This window comes from Acutalibacter sp. 1XD8-33, from assembly GCF_003612555.1.
Lineage (GTDB): Bacteria > Bacillota > Clostridia > Oscillospirales > Acutalibacteraceae > Acutalibacter.
Genome location: NZ_RAZF01000005.1, coordinates 106786 through 123190, shown reverse-complemented (window position 1 = coordinate 123190; position 16405 = coordinate 106786). Strand labels below are relative to the sequence as shown.

Below are 16405 nucleotides of genomic sequence, written 5' to 3'. Positions count from 1 at the left end.
GTCGTGAACGTTTTATCTTTTTTGAGCTGAGCTAACCAGAGTAAAAGTTTTGTCGTCTCACCTGCCGGTTCGGTCGGCGCTTGACGGTCTCCACCGGAGACCAGCGCCTTTTTCAAAAGTGGCGTGGTGTGGAGCGGAGCTCCACGGTCTTGCCCTTGACCTTCACTCCTCAGAAGCGCATTTTTTGAAGGTGAATTGGCGCGAAGCGCCAAGAGGGGACTTTTTTCAAGAGAAAAAAGTCCCCTGGGCTCCGGAGCGGACCGATTGTGAGAATAAAAAGCACCCCTGGAAACCGGAACCAACTGGCTGTGGGCGCAGTATCCCAGCTGATTCGCCCGCCCGGACTTGGTGCTCGGCCGCACCGGGCCTCCGCGCGCGCCGTTCCCCCCATAGAAATCTCTTAAAAAGCATAAAAGTTCAACAAATTATTTTAGTATTGGCATAAGTTTTTTCAGAAAGGCTAGGAGAAAAATGGTAAAAGCAATTGTGGGTGCCTGCTGGGGCGACGAGGGCAAGGGAAAGATCACCGACGTGCTGGCGGAGAACTCCGACATCGTCATCCGCTTTCAGGGCGGGTCCAACGCCGGGCACACCATCATCAACGAGTACGGCCGCTTTGCCCTGCACCAGCTGCCCTCGGGGATCTTCCGGCAGAATATCGTCAATATCATCGGCAACGGCGTGGCCCTGTCTGTGGAAAACTTCGTTAAGGAACTGAACTATGTGGTGGAGAGCGGCGTGCCCGCCCCCCAGATCTTGATTTCCAACCGCTGCCAGGTCCTCATGCCCTACCACAAGGAGCTGGACGGCCTGGAAGAGGCCCGTCTTGCCGACAAGGCCTTCGGCTCCACCAAGTCCGGCATCGCCCCCTTCTATTCCGACAAATTCGCCAAAATTGGCTTCCAGATCAGCGACCTCTTTGATACCAAGGAGGCCATCTACGAGCGCATCGACCATGTGCTGGGCATCAAGAACGTGCTCTACACCCAGCTCTACCACCGGGATCCCCTGGACCGGGACGAACTTTACAACAAGCTGATGGAGTACAAGGAGATTCTCACCCCCTATGTAGCGGACACCACCGCCTTGCTCCACAACGCTGTGAAGGAGGGCAAGACCATCCTCCTGGAGGGCCAGCTGGGCTCCCTGCGGGACCCGGACATGGGCATCTATCCCATGACCACCTCCTCCTCGCCTCTGGCGGGCTACGGCGCGGTGGGCGCGGGAGGCATCCCGCCCTATGCCATCCAGAAGATCTATTGCGTGGTCAAGGCCTATTCCAGCGCCGTGGGCGCGGGGGAGTTCGTGTCCGAGATCTTTGGCGATGAGGCCGAGGCTCTCCGGGAGCACGGCGGCGACAAGGGAGAATACGGCGCGACCACAGGCCGTCCCCGGCAGGTGGGCTGGCTGGATCTGGTGGCCGCCCGGTACGGGTGCATGGTCCAGGGCGCCACGGACGTGGCTTTCACCGTGCTGGACGCCCTGGGCTATCTGGATGAAATCCCGGTGTGCGTGGCCTACGAGCTGGACGGCAAGCGGATCGACAACTTCCCGCCTACGGCTCAGCTGAAAAAGTGCAAGCCTATTCTGGAGGTGCTGCCCGGCTGGAAATGCGATATCCGGGGCATCAAAAAATACGAGGACCTGCCGGAGAACGCCCGCCGCTACGTGGAGTTCGCCGAGAAGGCCCTGGGCGTGCCGGTAACCATGGTCTCCAACGGCCCCGCCCGGGATGACATCATCTACCGCTGAGACCGTTTGAGAAACCCCGCTGAGGGGTTTCTTGCTTTGGATTGATAAAGTTTTGTGAAATGTTTTATTGTGATGAAAGGCCTCCGGCACACCGCGCCAAGCGGGGTGAAATGCCCAGGCTGGGTTTCGCGGTGTGTCATGAGTTTTGCTTCACAAAACTCTGCCAAGTTGAATGTGAAGCGTACACAACTAACCAGGGTAAAAGTTTTTGAGGGTTCTTAGGGAACTTTTTCCAAAAAGTTCCCTAAGCCGCCGGAGGCTTTTCATTACACGTAATACTCAAAAGGGAGGCGTGCGTATGTGCGGAATTGTAGGCTATATTGGAGAGGAGCAGGCGGCCCCGGTGCTGCTGGAGGGCCTTGGGAAGCTGGAGTACCGGGGGTATGACTCCGCCGGCGTGGCGGTGCACAACGACTCTGGGCTTCATGTTGTGAAGTCCAAGGGGCGGTTGGCGGTGCTGGAGGAGATTCTCCACAAAGGGGAGACGCTCCCGGGCACGGTGGGCATTGGGCACACCCGCTGGGCTACCCACGGCGCGCCCTCGGATGTAAACTCCCACCCCCAGGTCAGCGATGGCGGAACTTTCGCCGTGGTGCACAACGGCATCATAGAGAACTATCTCTACCTGAAAAACCACCTGAAGCGCCGGGGTGTGGAGTTCGTCTCCGACACGGATACCGAGGTAGTGGCCCAGATGCTGGAGTACTACTACAGCAGGAATGGCGAGGGCCCTGACCCTGTGCTGGCGGCCATCAAGCAGGTGACCGACCGGGTGGAAGGTAGCTATGCCCTGGGCATCATCTGCGCCGACTGCCCGGAAAAGGTGTTCGCCGTGCGTAAGGACAGCCCGCTGATCGTGGGCCTGGGAGACCGGGAGAACTTCATCGCCTCGGATGTGACGGCGATATTGAGCCGCACCCGGCGGATCTGCCGCCTGAAGGACAGGGAGATCGCCGTGCTGGAGCGGGACGGGGCCAGCTTTTTCGACGGTGACCTGTATCCCATAGAGAAGCCCGAAGAGACGGTGGAATGGGACGTGGCCGCGGCGGAAAAGGGCGGCTATGAGCACTTTATGATGAAAGAGATCTGCGAACAGCCCGAGGCCCTGAGAAAGACCATCTCTCCCCGGATCCGGGAGGGACGGATCCAGCTGGACGACATCCCCCTGAGCCGGGAGGATATCCAGGGGATCAGCCGGATTTTCATTGTGGCCTGCGGTACTTCTTACCATGTGGGAGCTGTAGCCAAGTACGCCTTTGAGAAGCTCCTGCGCCTGCCCATCGAGGTGGACGTGGCCAGCGAGTTCCGTTACCGGGACCCTATTCTGGACGAGAAAACCCTGGTGATCATCATCAGCCAGTCCGGGGAGACGGCGGACACCTTGGCCGCTCTGCGGGAGGCAAAGCGCCAGGGGGCCCGGACGCTGTCCATTGTGAATGTGGTGGGCAGCACCATCGCCAACGAGTCGGACGGGGTGCTCTACACTTGGGCAGGGCCGGAGATTGCCGTAGCGTCTACCAAGGCCTATAGCACCCAGCTGGCCATGATCTATCTTATCGCCCTGTATATGGTCCAGGAGTTGGGGGTCCTGCCGGAAGAAGAGCTGGCGGGGTATGTGGAGGCGCTGGAAGAGCTTCCACAGATGGCGGCACGGTGCCTGGAAGAGGGCAAGGAGGCTATCCAGTACTTTGCCGCCCAGTATTTCAACGCGGGGGATATGTACTTTATCGGCCGGAACGTGGACTATGCCGCGTCTCTGGAGGCCTCCCTGAAGCTGAAGGAGATCTCCTACATCCACTCCGAGGCCTACACCGGCGGCGAGCTGAAGCATGGTCCCATTTCCTTGATTGAGGATGGGGTGCTGGTGATCGCCATCTGCACCTATGGCAAGCTCTTCGACAAGATGATGGCCAATATCCGGGAGGTAAAGGCTCGGGGCGCGGTGGTGCTGGGTATCGGCACGGAGGATATGCGCTCGAAGCTGGCCCAGGAGACAGACTGGCAGTTCTGCGTGCCCAAGGTCCCGGACTTTATGCTGCCCTCCATGAGCATCCTGCCCCTGCAGCTCTTTGCCTACTATGTGGCGTCCATGAAGGGCTGCGACATCGACAAGCCCCGGAACCTGGCCAAATCTGTTACCGTGGAATAACCTCCGCTTCATTTGATTGTCTGCGACAAACGAAGTGAGGAAGCAGGGAAAAGTTTGTGGGGTTTGGGGGAGACAACCCCAAGGTCGTAAAAAGGGAGGATACTCATGAAAGGAGCCATCGAGCGGCTGAGAGACGTCAAGACCTTTGTCCTGGATATGGACGGCACCATTTATCTGGGGAACCGGCTCTTTCCCTATACCATTGGCTTTTTGGAGAGGGTAAAGGCCACGGGCCGGGATTTCTGCTTTTTCACCAACAACAGCTCGAAGAACCGCGTCGCCTACCTGGAAAAGCTCAGCCGCATGGGAATTTTCCTGCCCCCCGAGAAGATGCTGGTGGCCAATGACGTGCTCCTGAACTGGCTGCGGGAAAATCGTCCGGGGCAGTCCGCCTATGTAGTGGGCACGCCGCCCCTTCTGGAGGATTTTCGCCGGGCGGGGATTCCCCTCTCGGAAAACGGGGACTATGTGGTGCTGGGCTTCGATACAACTCTTACCTATGAAAAGCTCCGGGTTGCCTGCGATCTGATCCGCCGGGGGAGGCCGGTTTTCGGGGTGAATCCGGACTGGAACTGCCCGGTGGAGGGGGGCTTCATCCCGGACTGCGGGTCCATCGCGGCCCTGGTGAAGGCCTCCACGGGGGTGCAGTGCGAGTTTTTCGGGAAGCCCTCCCGCCACACGCTGGACTATATGCTGCGGCACACCGGACGCGGTCCCCAAGAACTGGCAGTGATTGGGGACCGGCTGTATACCGACATCGCTGTGGCGGCGGGGACGGGGGTCCTCTCCATCCTGGTGATGAGCGGGGAAACTACCCCGGAAATGCTGGCGGAGAGCCGGGTCCAGCCAGACATTGCGGCCCGTGACCTGGAGGAGCTGGGGGAGCACCTAGCATAGGGAAGATAGATGATGGGTGTTGTAGTGCTGGGTGATTGACCAGGTTTTTGGCGGTCCTTTTGGGCCGCCTTTCTCTATTTTATCGCCTGTTCCAGGTTTTCAAACAGGGGGTCATCGAAAAATTCCCGGACTGTAATGCCCAGGCCGTCACAGAGCTTTTGAATCGTGGATACTGTGGTGCTGTGGTTGCGGCCGTTGACGATATTGTTTACAGTAGACTGGGTTATGCCGCTTAGGATGCACAGCTTGTTGATGCTTAAGCCGTGTTCTTGGCAGAGATTTAAGATCCGGTTTGTAATGGCCTTACCAACTTCCATAGGCTATATTCTCTCCTTCTCAAAAAGAATACCGGGTTCCTCTTGAAAAGGTTAACCCATTTGGGTTAAAATAACTCAAAAGAGTTAAGAGGTGAGACTATGCGCTGCTTTTTTATCGGACATCGGGATGCACCTGGCGAACTGCTGGAGCAGTTGATTGACCAAGTGGAACGGCAGGTGGAAGAGGCGGGGATCCAAGAGTTTTTGGTGGGAGGATACGGTGGATATGACCGAATGGCGGCTCAGGCGGTAACCCACGTAAAAAAGCGCCGCCCGGAGGTGACGCTTTTGCTTTTGCTGCCTTATCATCCGGCCCAGCGGCAGGTGGATCTGCTCCCAGACTTTGACGGAAGCCTCTATCCCCCCGGCCTGGAAAGAACGCCTAGGCGCTATGCTATTGTCAAGGCCAACCACTATGGCGTGGACAGCAGCCAGTGCCTGATCGCCTATGCATGGAAGCCGGGGAGCAATGCGGTAAAGCTGGTGGAGTATGCGGAGGGCCGCAAGGACAAGTGGATTATCCGGTTGAGGTGACAAATCATCCGAACTGGCCGGAGACTTCCGCGGAAAGGACGTCCACGGCCTCCAGATTATAAGTTAACGCGGTTAAAAAGAGGTAGAATACAGCTTCTAAGTGCGATTAAGATAGTCTGCCAGGCGCATGAGCACAGCGGCGGCCTGGGCGCGGGTGGAAGTTTCCTTGGGAAGGAACGAGCCGCCTTGGCCAGAGAGCAGGCCAAGGGCGGTAACCTGTTCTACAGATTCCAGAGCCCAGCCGTCAATTTTTCCCCGGTCCGAGTAGCCGTCCGCTGCCCCGGCGGTATCCGCGGGGAGGGCCCCCTGGTTCCGGAGATAGCCGGCGAACATTTTCGCCATTTCCTGGCGGGTCACGCTTCGGTCCGGCTGAAAGCGGTTTTCGCCCGCGCCCCCCACGATGCCCGCCTCATAGGCCCAGGCCACGGCCTCCCGATAGTAGGCGTCCAACGGGACATCGGAAAAGGGAAGAGAATCTACTGTCTCAGGGCTGGGGGCATCCCCGCCGCAGCGGTAGAGCAGAACAGCCAATTGGCCCCGGGTGATGGGGGCGGCGGGGGCGAAGTGGTTGTTTCCCACGCCTCCCATATACCCGGAGGAGACGGCCCGGTCCATGGCCTCATAGAACCACTGGCTGGGGAACACGTCTAGGAACAGGTTCCCCCGGGGCGAGTAGGAGGCCCGCACCTTGGGACTGGTGAGCCAGCCTTCTTTGCGGGCCCAGGCGGAAATTTCCGTGCCGGGCTCTATGGGAACCGGGCCGGTATATGTTTGGACTTCTTCATCCTGGAGGATATAGGAGAGCGTGGCCCCGGAGGTGGCGGAGGCCAAACGCAAAAGCCCGTCCTCCACCTGGATCCGGGGCTCCTGAACCGGCGGCTGGGTAAAGACCTGTTCCACTGTCTCGCTGCGGCTGCCATTCATGTGGAAGCTGGCACAGGCCCGCAGGGTGCAAGGCACGGAAATTAAGAAAGAGCCCTGATAGCGGGAACTGGACTGGTTTAGGGAGGAGCCGTCGGTGGAATAGTAGATGGAAGCGCCGGCCTGGGCGGCAAGGGTGACCCGCAGCTTGTCCCCCTCGGGCTGGACAGTGACGGAGGGGGCCTTAACAGGACCCAGGTCTGTGCCGTTGGGCGGACAGGAGCGGTACTGCACGCCGTTGCTCATGGATTTGCCCCGGCGGCGGAACAGCTCCGACACGGTGACAAATTCATATCCCCGGGACTTCAAAACGTCAATTGCCGCCAGAGAGCCGGGGATGGTGGTAGAGTGGATGTCGTGGACCAGGATGACGGCGCCATCGTGGGCCTGGCTGAGAATATTGCTTTTCACCGTTTCGGCGTTGCGGTACTTCCAGTCCAGAGGATCCACTGACCAGAGCACCAGAGGAGCCCCCACGCTCTGAAACACTGTGGAGTTTACGCTGCCGTAAGGCGCGCGGACCAGATACCGGCTTCCTTTTCCGCAGGCCTTGTCCAGCAGGGCGTTGGTGCGCTGGATCTGGCCGCGCACGCCATTGGCCGAAAGGGTGGTCAGATCCGGATGGTCATAGCTGTGGTTGGCAATCTGGTGGCCCTCCCGGTAGACCCGGGAGACGGTGGAGGAATACCGGGCGGCGTTGGAACCCAGCATGAAGAAAGTTGCCTTCACGCCCCGGGCCTTCAGGCCGTCCAGGAGGTCTTCGGTGTAGTAGCCGGGACCGTCGTCGTAGGTGATGGCGATGAGCTTGGAGTTGGCGGCCTGGGCGGCAAGACCGGGGCAAAGAAATTGGGAAAGGCCCAGCAGCAGAGCGAAACTTAGAAACACAGAGAGAAACCGTTTCACAGGACATTCCTTCCTTATCATTAAAATTTCATATGGGAGATTCATTTGGGATTCCCTTGAGGCTTTTTTGACTATAGAACTCCCAACCGGGCCAGAACGGATTTGACTCTGTCCATGGAGATGGGTTTGGTCCGGGGATGGCCGTTGACCCGGATGATCATACTGGGCGGCGCGCTATAGAGAGTCTCCAAATAAACTTCATTACGCTGACTCTATCATTATAGCCCTTTTTCCAGATACTGGCAAGGAAAATTTGGGAAAAGAAACTCACCTGCCCGTTGAGCTCTCGCGAAAAAACTCGCCGGAGGCGTTATTGCGGAGGATCTCCGCCGGGAGTATACTTATGGAAATGCAAGGTGCTTTGAAAATCATGATAACTGGAGGAAGAGGCCTATGAGCGTGGAGCCGGGAAAGGTAGGCAGGCAAATCTGTCTTTTACGGAAAATGAAGAGCATGACACAAAATCAGCTGGGGGAGAAACTGCACATATCCTTCCAGGCGGTGAGCAAGTGGGAGAGGGGGGAAACCCTGCCGGACGTGAGCCTGTTGCCAGAGTTGGCACAGGCATTGGAAACCAGTATAGATAATATTTTGTTAGGAGGCGAGAGACAGACGATGGAAAGAAAGCCGGAGGAATTTGCCCGCAGGGTGACGGTGGCCCAGATGCGGGAGGGCATCGAGTGTTTCCAACGCATAGGAGAGCTGTTGGGTAAGGAAAGCCTGTTCTATATCGGCGCCGTAGGCGGGGTGGACCTGCGCATGAACATGGAGCTGGACAAGTCTCTCCAGGACCCCTATGCCAAAGAGTGCATGGTGGCCGAGGCGGCAATTCAGGCCATGATGAACGGGGCGTATATGGACCCGGAGGATATTCGAACCGGGTTCCAGTTCCCCCACTGGGCGGAGGTCGTGGGGGAGTTCGCCGGAAAATATGGAATCAGTTGAAAAGAGAGGGAAGCGGGCGGATGGCCTGCTTCCCTTTTTGGGTCAATCGGTGCGTTCATCGGGATTTCCGAAACACTCGCAGAAGCGGCCGGCAAAGGCCGGAGTCTCGCCGTGGGCGTAGAGATGGGACAGGTCTCCGAAAGAGCTCATGCGGAAATAGGCCACGCCCTGGCGGCGTTCTTCGGTGGTCAGGGTGGTGACGGAGGTGGGCAGGGCCACAGTTCCGTGCCACAGCTGCATGGGGGAGATGTTGAGCAGATGGCTGAGCAGGACGCATTCCACCCCGAAGTGGCAGAAAAACACGATGGTATCATTGTGGGGAGCCATAGCCCGGTAGAAATTCCCCTCTCGCTGGTAGCCGTGGCGGGCCAGGACCTCATCCAGGCCGGTGGTGACCCAGCGGTATTGCTCCGCCACGGTCCCGGCGGCCATGGCTTCCTGCTCCAGCCAGGATTCCCGGCCGAAGAAGCGTTCGTCGCTGGTCCAGTCCTGAGGGAGCCAGTCCCAGCAGATGGTCTCCTCCTCCCGGTCGGGGCGATGGATAAGGCCCTGGAATTCCCGCAGCCAGGGACACTCTTCTGCGGTGCGGCCCAACTTTTCTAGGGTGGCTTTGGCGGTATCCTTGGCCCGGCCCAGAGGGGAGCAGTAGTAGGCGGCGGCAGGGATCTTCACCAGGCGCTCGGAGAGATATTCCGCCTCCCGCCAGCCTTTTTCCGTAAGGGAGTCGATGGAGTAATCCGGGTCGCCGTGGCGGACGATGAGCAGCTTCATAGGAATCAGACCTTTCCTTATGTTGGAATATTTTCATTGCTTTCTTCTATTCTATATCAGGCCGGAATGTTTTGCAAGGCATAAGTTTTTGAGAGTGATACTGCGTGGCCCCGGCCTTGCCATTTCCCTGGGAATATGCTATAGTTAACGCAGTTTAAAAGAGGTAGGATCCCTCTTTTGAACCAGGCGGGGAGGTCACGACCTCCTCAGCCGCCCAGCTTGAAAATCGGTAGATACCGATTTTCAAGTGCGTTTACTATGCATTGAGAAAAATTTTTCAAAGGGGCGATTTCCATGAAAGAATTCCTCTTGGAGCAGGGGGATTACCTTTTACGGGTGCTTGTGGCTGGAATTTGCGGCCTGATTATCGGCTATGAGCGGGAGTCCAGAATGAAGCTGGCCGGGGTTCGCACCCATACAATTATCGCCATGGCCGCCGCCCTGATGGTGGTGATCTCAAAATACGGCTTTTTCGATGTCATCCAATATGACAGCGTCTCTGTGGACGCCTCCCGCATTGCCGCCGGCGTAGTGACGGGCATCAGTTTTTTGGGGGCGGGAATCATCCTGAACCGGAAGAGCAACATCAGCGGCATCACCACCTCGGCGGGCGTGTGGGCCACCCTGGGCATCGGCATGTCTATTGGGGCGGGAATGTGGGTCCTGGGTATTGGCAGCACGGTCATGCTGCTGGTGATCCAGTGTCTGTTCCATCGGAACCTGAGGATCTTCTACGCCAACAACACCGGAAAGATCATTTTGCATACCCAAAAGGGAGAGGATGTTCAGCAGAAGCTGGCCGACGGTCTGGCTGCCCGAAGTATCCAGACCGTCTCCGCCCAGCTGAAAGTGGAAAACGGCGATGGCATTCAGGTCTGCTTGACCGTGGTGTTTCCTAAAGAATTTACTACTCAGGATACCTTGGCCCTGATGGAGGACTATCCCGCCATCTCTGCCATCGACTTTTGACTCAGCTCTCAGACGGTAGCGGCTGAAAGAATTCCGTAAGATATTTTTGAGAGAGATACATTGACAGGTGAAGTATATAGGCGTATAATAAACACAGAAAAGGAGGGATATCATGTCCATTGCGTCAGACGTGATCCGCGGGCATACCGACGCCATCATCCTGGCCCAGCTGATCCAGGGAGACAGCTATGGCTATAAGATCAACCGGGCCATCCAGGAGAAAACAGAGGGCCAGTACGAGCTCAAGGAGGCCACTCTCTACACCGCCTTCCGGCGGCTGGAGCAGATGGGCTGCATCACCTCCTATTGGGGAGATGAGAACACGGGGGCCCGGCGGCGGTATTATTCCATCACCCAGGCGGGGCTGGAGATGTACGACCGGATGCTGGCAGAATGGGAGCAGTCTCAGGCTTTGCTTCAGAAGCTCATTACGCCCTGAATTCAGTTGTTCCAAATGGAAGACGAACGGCCAAAACTTACTTAACCCAAAGGAGAATCCAAGATGGAGTACAAGATTCGCGCCTATATGGACCAGCTTTTCGAGACCGCCCCCCGCACCCAGCGGGCCTATGAGATGAAGATTGAACTCACCCAGAACCTGATCGACAAATATTACGCTCTGGTGGGGGAGGGCAAGGAGCCGGAGGACGCCTACAACCTCACGGTGATGAGCCTGGGAGACGTGCGGGAGCTCTTCGTCCAGTTGGAGGACGACGAAGAGGGGAACCCGGTGCCCCAGCCCGTCTATTATCCCCAGGAGCAGCCCAACCAGAAGCGGGCCATGATCCGGGTGCTGGCGGTGATGCTATACATCCTCAGCGTGACGCCGGTGATTCTGATGGAGCAGCTGGGGCTGGACGGTATCGGCGTGGTGGGTATGTTCGCGATGATCGCCGCGGCCACGGGCCTTTTGGTCTACGACCGGATCACCCACCCCAAGACGGACCAGCCCGTCCCGGGCACGGTGGTGGAGGATTTCCGCCAGTGGCAGGGGAAAAAGGCCCGGAAAAAGCACTGGGTGGCAGCCTTCAACGGGGCTTTCTGGCCGCTGGTGCTGGCCTTCTACTTCCTCATCAGCTTCGCCACGGGGAAATGGTACATCACCTGGGTGGTATTCCTCATTGCCCCGGCGGTGGATGTGATTGTGAACACCCTTTTGAAGGCCATGATGGACCAGCAGAAATAGGAGGACAGGATGAAACTGAAAAAATCTCAGATCTTTACCATTACAGCCTGCGGCGTCGCTGCGGTGCTTCTCACGGGAGTGCTGGCGGCAGGACTTAGTGGCGCGGGGCCCAATCCCCTGGAAGCAAAGGGCCCCCGTACATACAGCAATACCAAGGACATTAACCTGGACGAGGACGAGATGAGCAGCCTGGAGGTGAAATGGCTGGACGGCCCGGTGACGGTGGGCCTCAGCCTGGACGGGCAGGTCCACGTTACCGAACGCTCCTACAAGGCGCTGGGCCAAGGGGACCAGATGGAGGTGAGCCTCAGCGCCGGAAAGCTCTCTGTGCGGTGGGACGGCAAGTGGTTCCGCCGGTGGATCACCCTGGGCTGGTTCGGGCAGCTGAACAAGGAGCTGGAGGTGCTGCTGCCCCGGGACGTGGCGGAGAATATGGAAGGGATCCAGGTGGAGAACACGTCTGACTCCCTGTCTGTGGCGGATTGCGGGGCGGAGAAGCTGGGGGTGTCCAGCGTCAGCGGAACTGTAACGATAAAAGAATGCACGGCGGACCGCCTGGAGGCGAATACGGTTTCCGGGGACGTGATTCTGGAGAGGACCCAGGGCACAGAGAAGCTGACTGCGGGTACTACCAGCGGCGCGGTGAATATTACGGGCGGCCATACCCAGGAATTGGAGATCAGCACGGTTTCCGGCGGATGTGTGTATGAGGGCGCAGCGGAGAAGCTGCACGTTTCCACAGTGTCCGGAGCTATGCGCGTGAGTGCGGCAAATTGCCCGGAAGAGGCCCATATGGAGGCGGTTTCCGGGGATCTGCGGCTGGAGCTGCCGGAGAACGGCGGGTTCACGGCGGAATATTCCAGCGTGTCCGGAGAGTTTGTCTCTGATTTCGCTCTGGTGAAGGACAGCGCGGGGAAAGTCCGGTATGGTTCCGGCGGTGCTCAGATTCGGATGAGCACTACCTCGGGACAGATGGCGGTGGAGAGGATAAATTGAGCGCCTACCATTGGGAAACCGGGGAACTTGCTTGCTATAGGAAATAGGGCTTTTAGTATGAAAATGCGGAGGAACCGGCTTTCTTGCTTTAGGGAAAGGGCTTCCGCGTTTTCTTTTGCGTTTTTTTGGGTGGGATTGTGGGAGTGTCCAAAACGTGGTTTCTTTGAAGTAGTAGGGGGGCCTTCCGGCAAGACCTTGGGGCGTTGGGTCTCAGTTGCCGCTTCGGTCGGTTCGTAGCTTGTCTACCACTGGCAGACACTCACCCCCAAACCCCACAAGGGGCCTGTCTCATCTGCCGGTTCGGTCGGGTCAGAACGAGAGTTCATGCAGGCATGAACTCTTCGCCACTGGCGATTTTCCCCGCCCCTTGACCGCGTAATGTGTTTCGTTGGGGCTCACATAGCTAACCAGGGTAAAAGTTTCGTAGACTTCGTTAAGCGAAGTTGTACCTTTCTCAAAGGTTGCGGGGGCTTTAGGGGGCGATAATCGCCAGTGGCAATTTCCCGTCGCCGACCGAGTCGGCAGACGAGACCAGCCGAGACTCAGAGCCCCTAAACCGCCGGAGGGGGAAGTTCCCCAGTGGGGAACGTTCTGACCCGACCGAGCCGGTCGGCGAGACACCAAAACATTGTCCTAAAAATGCGCGTTTTGGACATTCCCGGAATTTTCTGGCTCTTTACTTTTTAGAAAGAATTCGCTATAATAAAAAGGAATGTGCTTTGGAAAGAGGGAAGGATCATGCTGCAATTTGAAGAACTGAAGAGACAAGTGGAAGAACAGCAGTCCGCGCTGGAGGAGCTGAAGGAGGCTCTGGGACTTCCCCGCCTGCGGGAAGAGGTGGAGATGCTGGAACTGAAAACCGCCGAGCCCGGCTTCTGGGACAACATGGAACAGGCCCAGAAAATCACCCAACGTATGGCCGGCCTCAAGGACAAGGACGAGCGCTATCAGAAGCTCTGCGCCCGATGCGAGGACGCAGCCGCCCTGATTGAGCTGGGAGACGAGGCCGAGGACCTGTCCCTTGTGGAGGAGATCCAGGGGGAGATCGACGGGGTTCGGGAGGCGGTAGCCGCCATGAAGCTCACCACTCTGCTCACAGGGGAGTATGACGGCCACAACGCCATCCTTACCTTTCATGCGGGTTCCGGCGGCACCGAGGCCCAGGACTGGGCGGAGATGCTCTTCCGCATGTACAACCGCTGGGCCGAGCGCCGGGGATTTAAGGTGACTACCCTGGATTATCTGGACGGAGACGAAGCCGGGCTGAAATCCGCCTCTATTCTGGTGGAAGGGGAGAACGCCTACGGCTATCTGAAGAGCGAGGCCGGGGTCCACCGGCTGGTGCGGGTGTCGCCCTTTGACGCCGCCGGACGGCGGCATACCTCCTTTTCCTCCCTGGAGGTGATGCCGGAGATCGAGGAGGATAACTCCGTAGAGATCAACCCGGACGACATCAAGATGGAGGTTTACCGGGCCTCCGGCGCGGGCGGGCAGAAGGTGAACAAGACCTCCTCCGCCGTGCGGCTGATCCATATCCCAACCGGGATTGTGGTGTCCTGCCAGGTGGAACGCAGCCAGTACCAGAACCGGGACGTGGCCATGAAAATGCTGATCTCTAAGCTGGTAGAGATCAAGGAGCGGGAGAACCTGGAGAAGATCTCTGATATCAAGGGCGAGCAGAAAGAAATTACTTGGGGCAGCCAGATCCGCTCCTATGTTTTTATGCCCTATACCATGGTGAAGGACCACCGCACGGGCCATGAGACGGGAAACGTGAACGCCGTTATGGATGGGGACCTGGACGGCTTTATCAATGCGTACCTCACGGCCAAGAGCCAGAACGCCCTGGCACACGACGCGAACAATGACGAAAGGATATAGCTGGGTTTCGCAGTAGTGACAAAAAGATAAACACTCGCACAACTCGGTTTATCTTTCCGTTTTGTTCCGCAAAACTCGCCCAGCTGGCCAGGAGAAAGTTTCGCCAATTTTCCCGCCGGGCTGACCAGGATAAAAGTTTGCGGAATCTTTAGGGGGCGACAATCGCCGGTGGCGATTTCCCGTCGCTGACCGAGTCGGCAGACGAGACTCAGCGCCCCTAAACCGTCGGAGGCCTCCAAAAAAATCGAAAGGATATTTTTCTCTATGAGCCCAATGAAGCAAAGCAAAATTTATAAACTGTTCAGCTGTTTTCTGGCGCTGTGCCTGGCGGCGGCCGTCTGCATGGGATGCGCCGCCTGCGCCTTGGCCGCAGATGAGCTTCCCCCTGCCGCCGAGCCCCTGGAGCCCGCCCCTTTCCCGGACGTAGAGTTCCATTGGGGCAGGCCCGCCATTGCGTACTGCGTGGAGCGGGGCTATCTCAACGGCGTGAGCGCCGGGGCCTTCCAACCCAACGCCACCGTCACCCGTGCCCAGGTGGTTCAGGCACTGTACAATATGGCCGGGTCCCCGGAAACCGAGGGTATGGATTCCCCTTTTCTGGATATTGCCGGGCACTGGGGGGAAAAGGCCGTGATCTGGGCATATAACGCCGGGATCGTCAACGGCATCGGGGCCCAGGCCTTTGCCCCTAACGCCGCCGTCATCCGGGAGCAGGCGGCGGTGATGTTCCAGTGCTACCGGGAGCACTCTCTGGGAGAGCCCATGGACCTGGACGGCTCTTACCTGGACTCTTTCACCGACCGGGCTCTTATCAGCTCCTGGGCCAGAGAGGGGGTCAATTGGGCGGTCCAGGCCGGGGTGATGTCCGGCACAGGAAAGAACACCCTGGCTCCCAAAGGCACCTGCACCCGGGCTCAGCTGGCCCAGTTCATCAAAAACTACTATGAGCCTACCGTTCCGGAGATGCCGGAGGACCCGCCCCAGGGGGATGGAGACGGCCCGTCCGGCGGCGGGAACTTTGGCGGAAGCCTGGATACTCCCCGGAACAGCCCGCTGGTGAGTTACACCCAGCTCTCGCCCAACCATTCGGGCCAGCGGACCCACAAAATCGACACCATCACCATCCACTGCATGGCGGAGGACTGGACCGTGGAGCGCTGCGGCCAGCAGTTCGCCGACCCCAACTATCAGGCCAGCAGCAACTACGGCGTTGGCAGCGATGGGCGTATCGCCCTGTATGTGGACGAATGGAACCGGTCCTGGTGCTCCTCTTCGGCAGAGAATGACAACCGGGCGGTGACCATTGAGGTGGCCAACATCGGCGGCGCTCCCCTGTGGCCAGTATCTCAGCAGGCCTATTCCGCCCTGATCGACCTGGTGACAGACATCTGCCGGCGCAACGGCATTGAACGCCTCCTGTGGCAGGGAGACAAGAGCCTTGTCGGCCAGGTGGACAAGCAGAACATGACCGTCCACCGGTGGTTCGCCAACAAGTCCTGCCCCGGCGACTACCTCTATAACCGCCACGGGGACATTGCCGAGACGGTGAATCGCAGGCTGCTGAACACCAACGTGGCGGGCGCTATCTCAAAAGCGGCGGGCCTGTACAGAAAAAGATAAGGAGAAACGAAATGGAGTTTGAGATCGTTTCGGTGAAGGAGGAGGAAAAGGAAATCCTCCGAAATCTCCTGGAAAAATATCTCTATGAGTTTTCCCAGTACGACCTGGAGGATGTGAACCCACTGGGGCTTTACGGCTACTCCTGGCTGGACGGCTACTGGACCGAAGAGGGCCGCTGGGCGTTCTTCCTGAAGGCGGACGGAAAGCTGGCGGGCTTTGCCATGGTGAACGACTATCCCGAAGCGGGAAAGACGGACTACTGCGTGTCAGAGTTCTTCGTTATGCACAAATACCGGCGGTGCGGCCTGGGAAAATGGGCGGCGTTCCAGCTGTTTGACCGGTTCCAAGGCACCTGGCAGCTGAAGCGCCACCCGGGGAACCTGCCCTCCGTGGCCTTCTGGGACCGGGTGGTGGGAGAGTATACCGGAGGTCACTTCCGTCTGGAGAGCATGGGCGGAGAGATCGCCTATCCGGACGGCTCTCCCGCAGATGTATTCTTCTTTGATACGGGAAAGAACCCGGTATAGAAGGGGACCTGAGAACGCGGAGAGTCTATGAAAATGG

At 58.3% G+C, this 16405-nt stretch carries 15 protein-coding genes; 12 read left to right on the top strand and 3 right to left on the bottom strand.

What is annotated here, in order from left to right; genetic code table 11:
• Nucleotides 1-471 precede the first annotated feature (471 nt).
• The 3 genes from D7X94_RS06035 to D7X94_RS06025 all read left to right on the top strand — a co-directional run bounded on the left by D7X94_RS06035 (nt 472) and on the right by D7X94_RS06025 (nt 4798).
• On the top strand, nt 472-1752 hold the full coding sequence (locus D7X94_RS06035; protein ID WP_120426826.1) for an adenylosuccinate synthase: 1281 nt from the start codon (nt 472-474) through the stop codon (nt 1750-1752).
• Between the two features lie 298 nt (nt 1753-2050).
• Nucleotides 2051-3901, top strand: a complete 1851-nt coding sequence (glmS, locus tag D7X94_RS06030; protein ID WP_120426825.1) for a glutamine--fructose-6-phosphate transaminase (isomerizing) — start codon at nt 2051-2053, stop codon at nt 3899-3901.
• Nucleotides 3902-4006: 105 nt separating this feature from the next.
• Entirely contained in the window at nt 4007-4798 is a 792-nt protein-coding gene (locus D7X94_RS06025; RefSeq protein WP_120426824.1) for an HAD-IIA family hydrolase, read from the top strand.
• 74 nt (nt 4799-4872) lie between these two features.
• On the opposite strand, the gene D7X94_RS06020 is transcribed toward D7X94_RS06025, so the two are convergent.
• A complete protein-coding gene (locus tag D7X94_RS06020; RefSeq protein WP_120426823.1) occupies nt 4873-5115 on the bottom strand; it encodes a helix-turn-helix domain-containing protein in 243 nt (80 codons plus the stop codon).
• Between the two features lie 99 nt (nt 5116-5214).
• Between D7X94_RS06020 and D7X94_RS06015 the strand changes: the two genes are divergently transcribed.
• Nucleotides 5215-5649, top strand: coding sequence for a hypothetical protein (locus tag D7X94_RS06015; protein ID WP_120426822.1), 435 nt, complete (start codon nt 5215-5217; stop codon nt 5647-5649).
• A 96-nt stretch (nt 5650-5745) separates the two neighbouring features.
• Here D7X94_RS06015 and D7X94_RS06010 read toward each other — a convergent pair whose 3' ends face one another.
• Nucleotides 5746-7473, bottom strand: coding sequence for a polysaccharide deacetylase family protein (locus D7X94_RS06010; RefSeq protein WP_158590914.1), 1728 nt, complete (start codon nt 7471-7473; stop codon nt 5746-5748).
• Nucleotides 7474-7866: 393 nt separating this feature from the next.
• Here D7X94_RS06010 and D7X94_RS06005 point away from each other — a divergent pair, with 393 nt between their 5' ends.
• Entirely contained in the window at nt 7867-8418 is a 552-nt protein-coding gene (locus D7X94_RS06005) for a helix-turn-helix domain-containing protein (RefSeq protein WP_120426820.1), read from the top strand.
• Between the two features lie 42 nt (nt 8419-8460).
• Here the strand turns inward: D7X94_RS06005 and D7X94_RS06000 are convergent, their stop codons facing one another.
• Entirely contained in the window at nt 8461-9189 is a 729-nt protein-coding gene (locus D7X94_RS06000) for a histidine phosphatase family protein (RefSeq protein WP_120426819.1), read from the bottom strand.
• A 294-nt stretch (nt 9190-9483) separates the two neighbouring features.
• Between D7X94_RS06000 and D7X94_RS05995 the strand changes: the two genes are divergently transcribed.
• The 7 genes from D7X94_RS05995 (at nt 9484) to D7X94_RS05965 (ending at nt 16368) form a co-directional block, all read left to right on the top strand.
• Nucleotides 9484-10158 carry an MgtC/SapB family protein gene (locus D7X94_RS05995; RefSeq protein WP_120426818.1) on the top strand — a complete coding sequence of 225 codons (675 nt, stop codon included), beginning with the start codon at nt 9484-9486 and terminating at the stop codon, nt 10156-10158.
• Nucleotides 10159-10270: 112 nt separating this feature from the next.
• On the top strand, nt 10271-10597 hold the full coding sequence (locus D7X94_RS05990) for a PadR family transcriptional regulator (protein WP_120426817.1): 327 nt from the start codon (nt 10271-10273) through the stop codon (nt 10595-10597).
• A gap of 63 nt (nt 10598-10660) precedes the next feature.
• Nucleotides 10661-11344 carry a permease prefix domain 1-containing protein gene (locus tag D7X94_RS05985; RefSeq protein WP_120426816.1) on the top strand — a complete coding sequence of 228 codons (684 nt, stop codon included), beginning with the start codon at nt 10661-10663 and terminating at the stop codon, nt 11342-11344.
• Nucleotides 11345-11353: 9 nt separating this feature from the next.
• Nucleotides 11354-12340 (top strand): DUF4097 family beta strand repeat-containing protein, encoded by a 987-nt coding sequence (locus tag D7X94_RS05980; protein ID WP_120426815.1) that lies wholly within the window; start codon nt 11354-11356, stop codon nt 12338-12340.
• Between the two features lie 738 nt (nt 12341-13078).
• A complete protein-coding gene (prfB, locus tag D7X94_RS05975) occupies nt 13079-14221 on the top strand; it encodes a peptide chain release factor 2 (RefSeq protein ID WP_120426814.1) in 1143 nt (380 codons plus the stop codon).
• 264 nt (nt 14222-14485) lie between these two features.
• Nucleotides 14486-15841: an S-layer homology domain-containing protein gene (locus D7X94_RS05970; RefSeq protein WP_120426813.1), complete on the top strand. Its 1356-nt coding sequence runs from the start codon at nt 14486-14488 to the stop codon at nt 15839-15841.
• A gap of 11 nt (nt 15842-15852) precedes the next feature.
• A complete protein-coding gene (locus D7X94_RS05965; RefSeq protein WP_120426812.1) occupies nt 15853-16368 on the top strand; it encodes a GNAT family N-acetyltransferase in 516 nt (171 codons plus the stop codon).
• Nucleotides 16369-16405 lie beyond the last annotated feature (37 nt).

What these genes read in the sequence shown, in the direction of transcription:
- D7X94_RS06000 (WP_120426819.1), bottom strand. Translation starts at nt 9,189, where the DNA reads ATGAAGCTGCTCATCGTCCGCCACGGCGACCCGGATTACTCCATCGAC.
- D7X94_RS06025 (WP_120426824.1), top strand. Translation starts at nt 4,007, where the DNA reads ATGAAAGGAGCCATCGAGCGGCTGAGAGACGTCAAGACCTTTGTCCTG.
- D7X94_RS05965 (WP_120426812.1), top strand. Translation starts at nt 15,853, where the DNA reads ATGGAGTTTGAGATCGTTTCGGTGAAGGAGGAGGAAAAGGAAATCCTC.
- D7X94_RS06035 (WP_120426826.1), top strand. Translation starts at nt 472, where the DNA reads ATGGTAAAAGCAATTGTGGGTGCCTGCTGGGGCGACGAGGGCAAGGGA.
- D7X94_RS05990 (WP_120426817.1), top strand. Translation starts at nt 10,271, where the DNA reads ATGTCCATTGCGTCAGACGTGATCCGCGGGCATACCGACGCCATCATC.
- D7X94_RS05995 (WP_120426818.1), top strand. Translation starts at nt 9,484, where the DNA reads ATGAAAGAATTCCTCTTGGAGCAGGGGGATTACCTTTTACGGGTGCTT.
- glmS (WP_120426825.1), top strand. Translation starts at nt 2,051, where the DNA reads ATGTGCGGAATTGTAGGCTATATTGGAGAGGAGCAGGCGGCCCCGGTG.
- D7X94_RS06020 (WP_120426823.1), bottom strand. Translation starts at nt 5,115, where the DNA reads ATGGAAGTTGGTAAGGCCATTACAAACCGGATCTTAAATCTCTGCCAA.
- D7X94_RS05970 (WP_120426813.1), top strand. Translation starts at nt 14,486, where the DNA reads ATGAGCCCAATGAAGCAAAGCAAAATTTATAAACTGTTCAGCTGTTTT.
- D7X94_RS05980 (WP_120426815.1), top strand. Translation starts at nt 11,354, where the DNA reads ATGAAACTGAAAAAATCTCAGATCTTTACCATTACAGCCTGCGGCGTC.
- D7X94_RS05985 (WP_120426816.1), top strand. Translation starts at nt 10,661, where the DNA reads ATGGAGTACAAGATTCGCGCCTATATGGACCAGCTTTTCGAGACCGCC.
- D7X94_RS06015 (WP_120426822.1), top strand. Translation starts at nt 5,215, where the DNA reads ATGCGCTGCTTTTTTATCGGACATCGGGATGCACCTGGCGAACTGCTG.
- D7X94_RS06005 (WP_120426820.1), top strand. Translation starts at nt 7,867, where the DNA reads ATGAGCGTGGAGCCGGGAAAGGTAGGCAGGCAAATCTGTCTTTTACGG.
- prfB (WP_120426814.1), top strand. Translation starts at nt 13,079, where the DNA reads ATGCTGCAATTTGAAGAACTGAAGAGACAAGTGGAAGAACAGCAGTCC.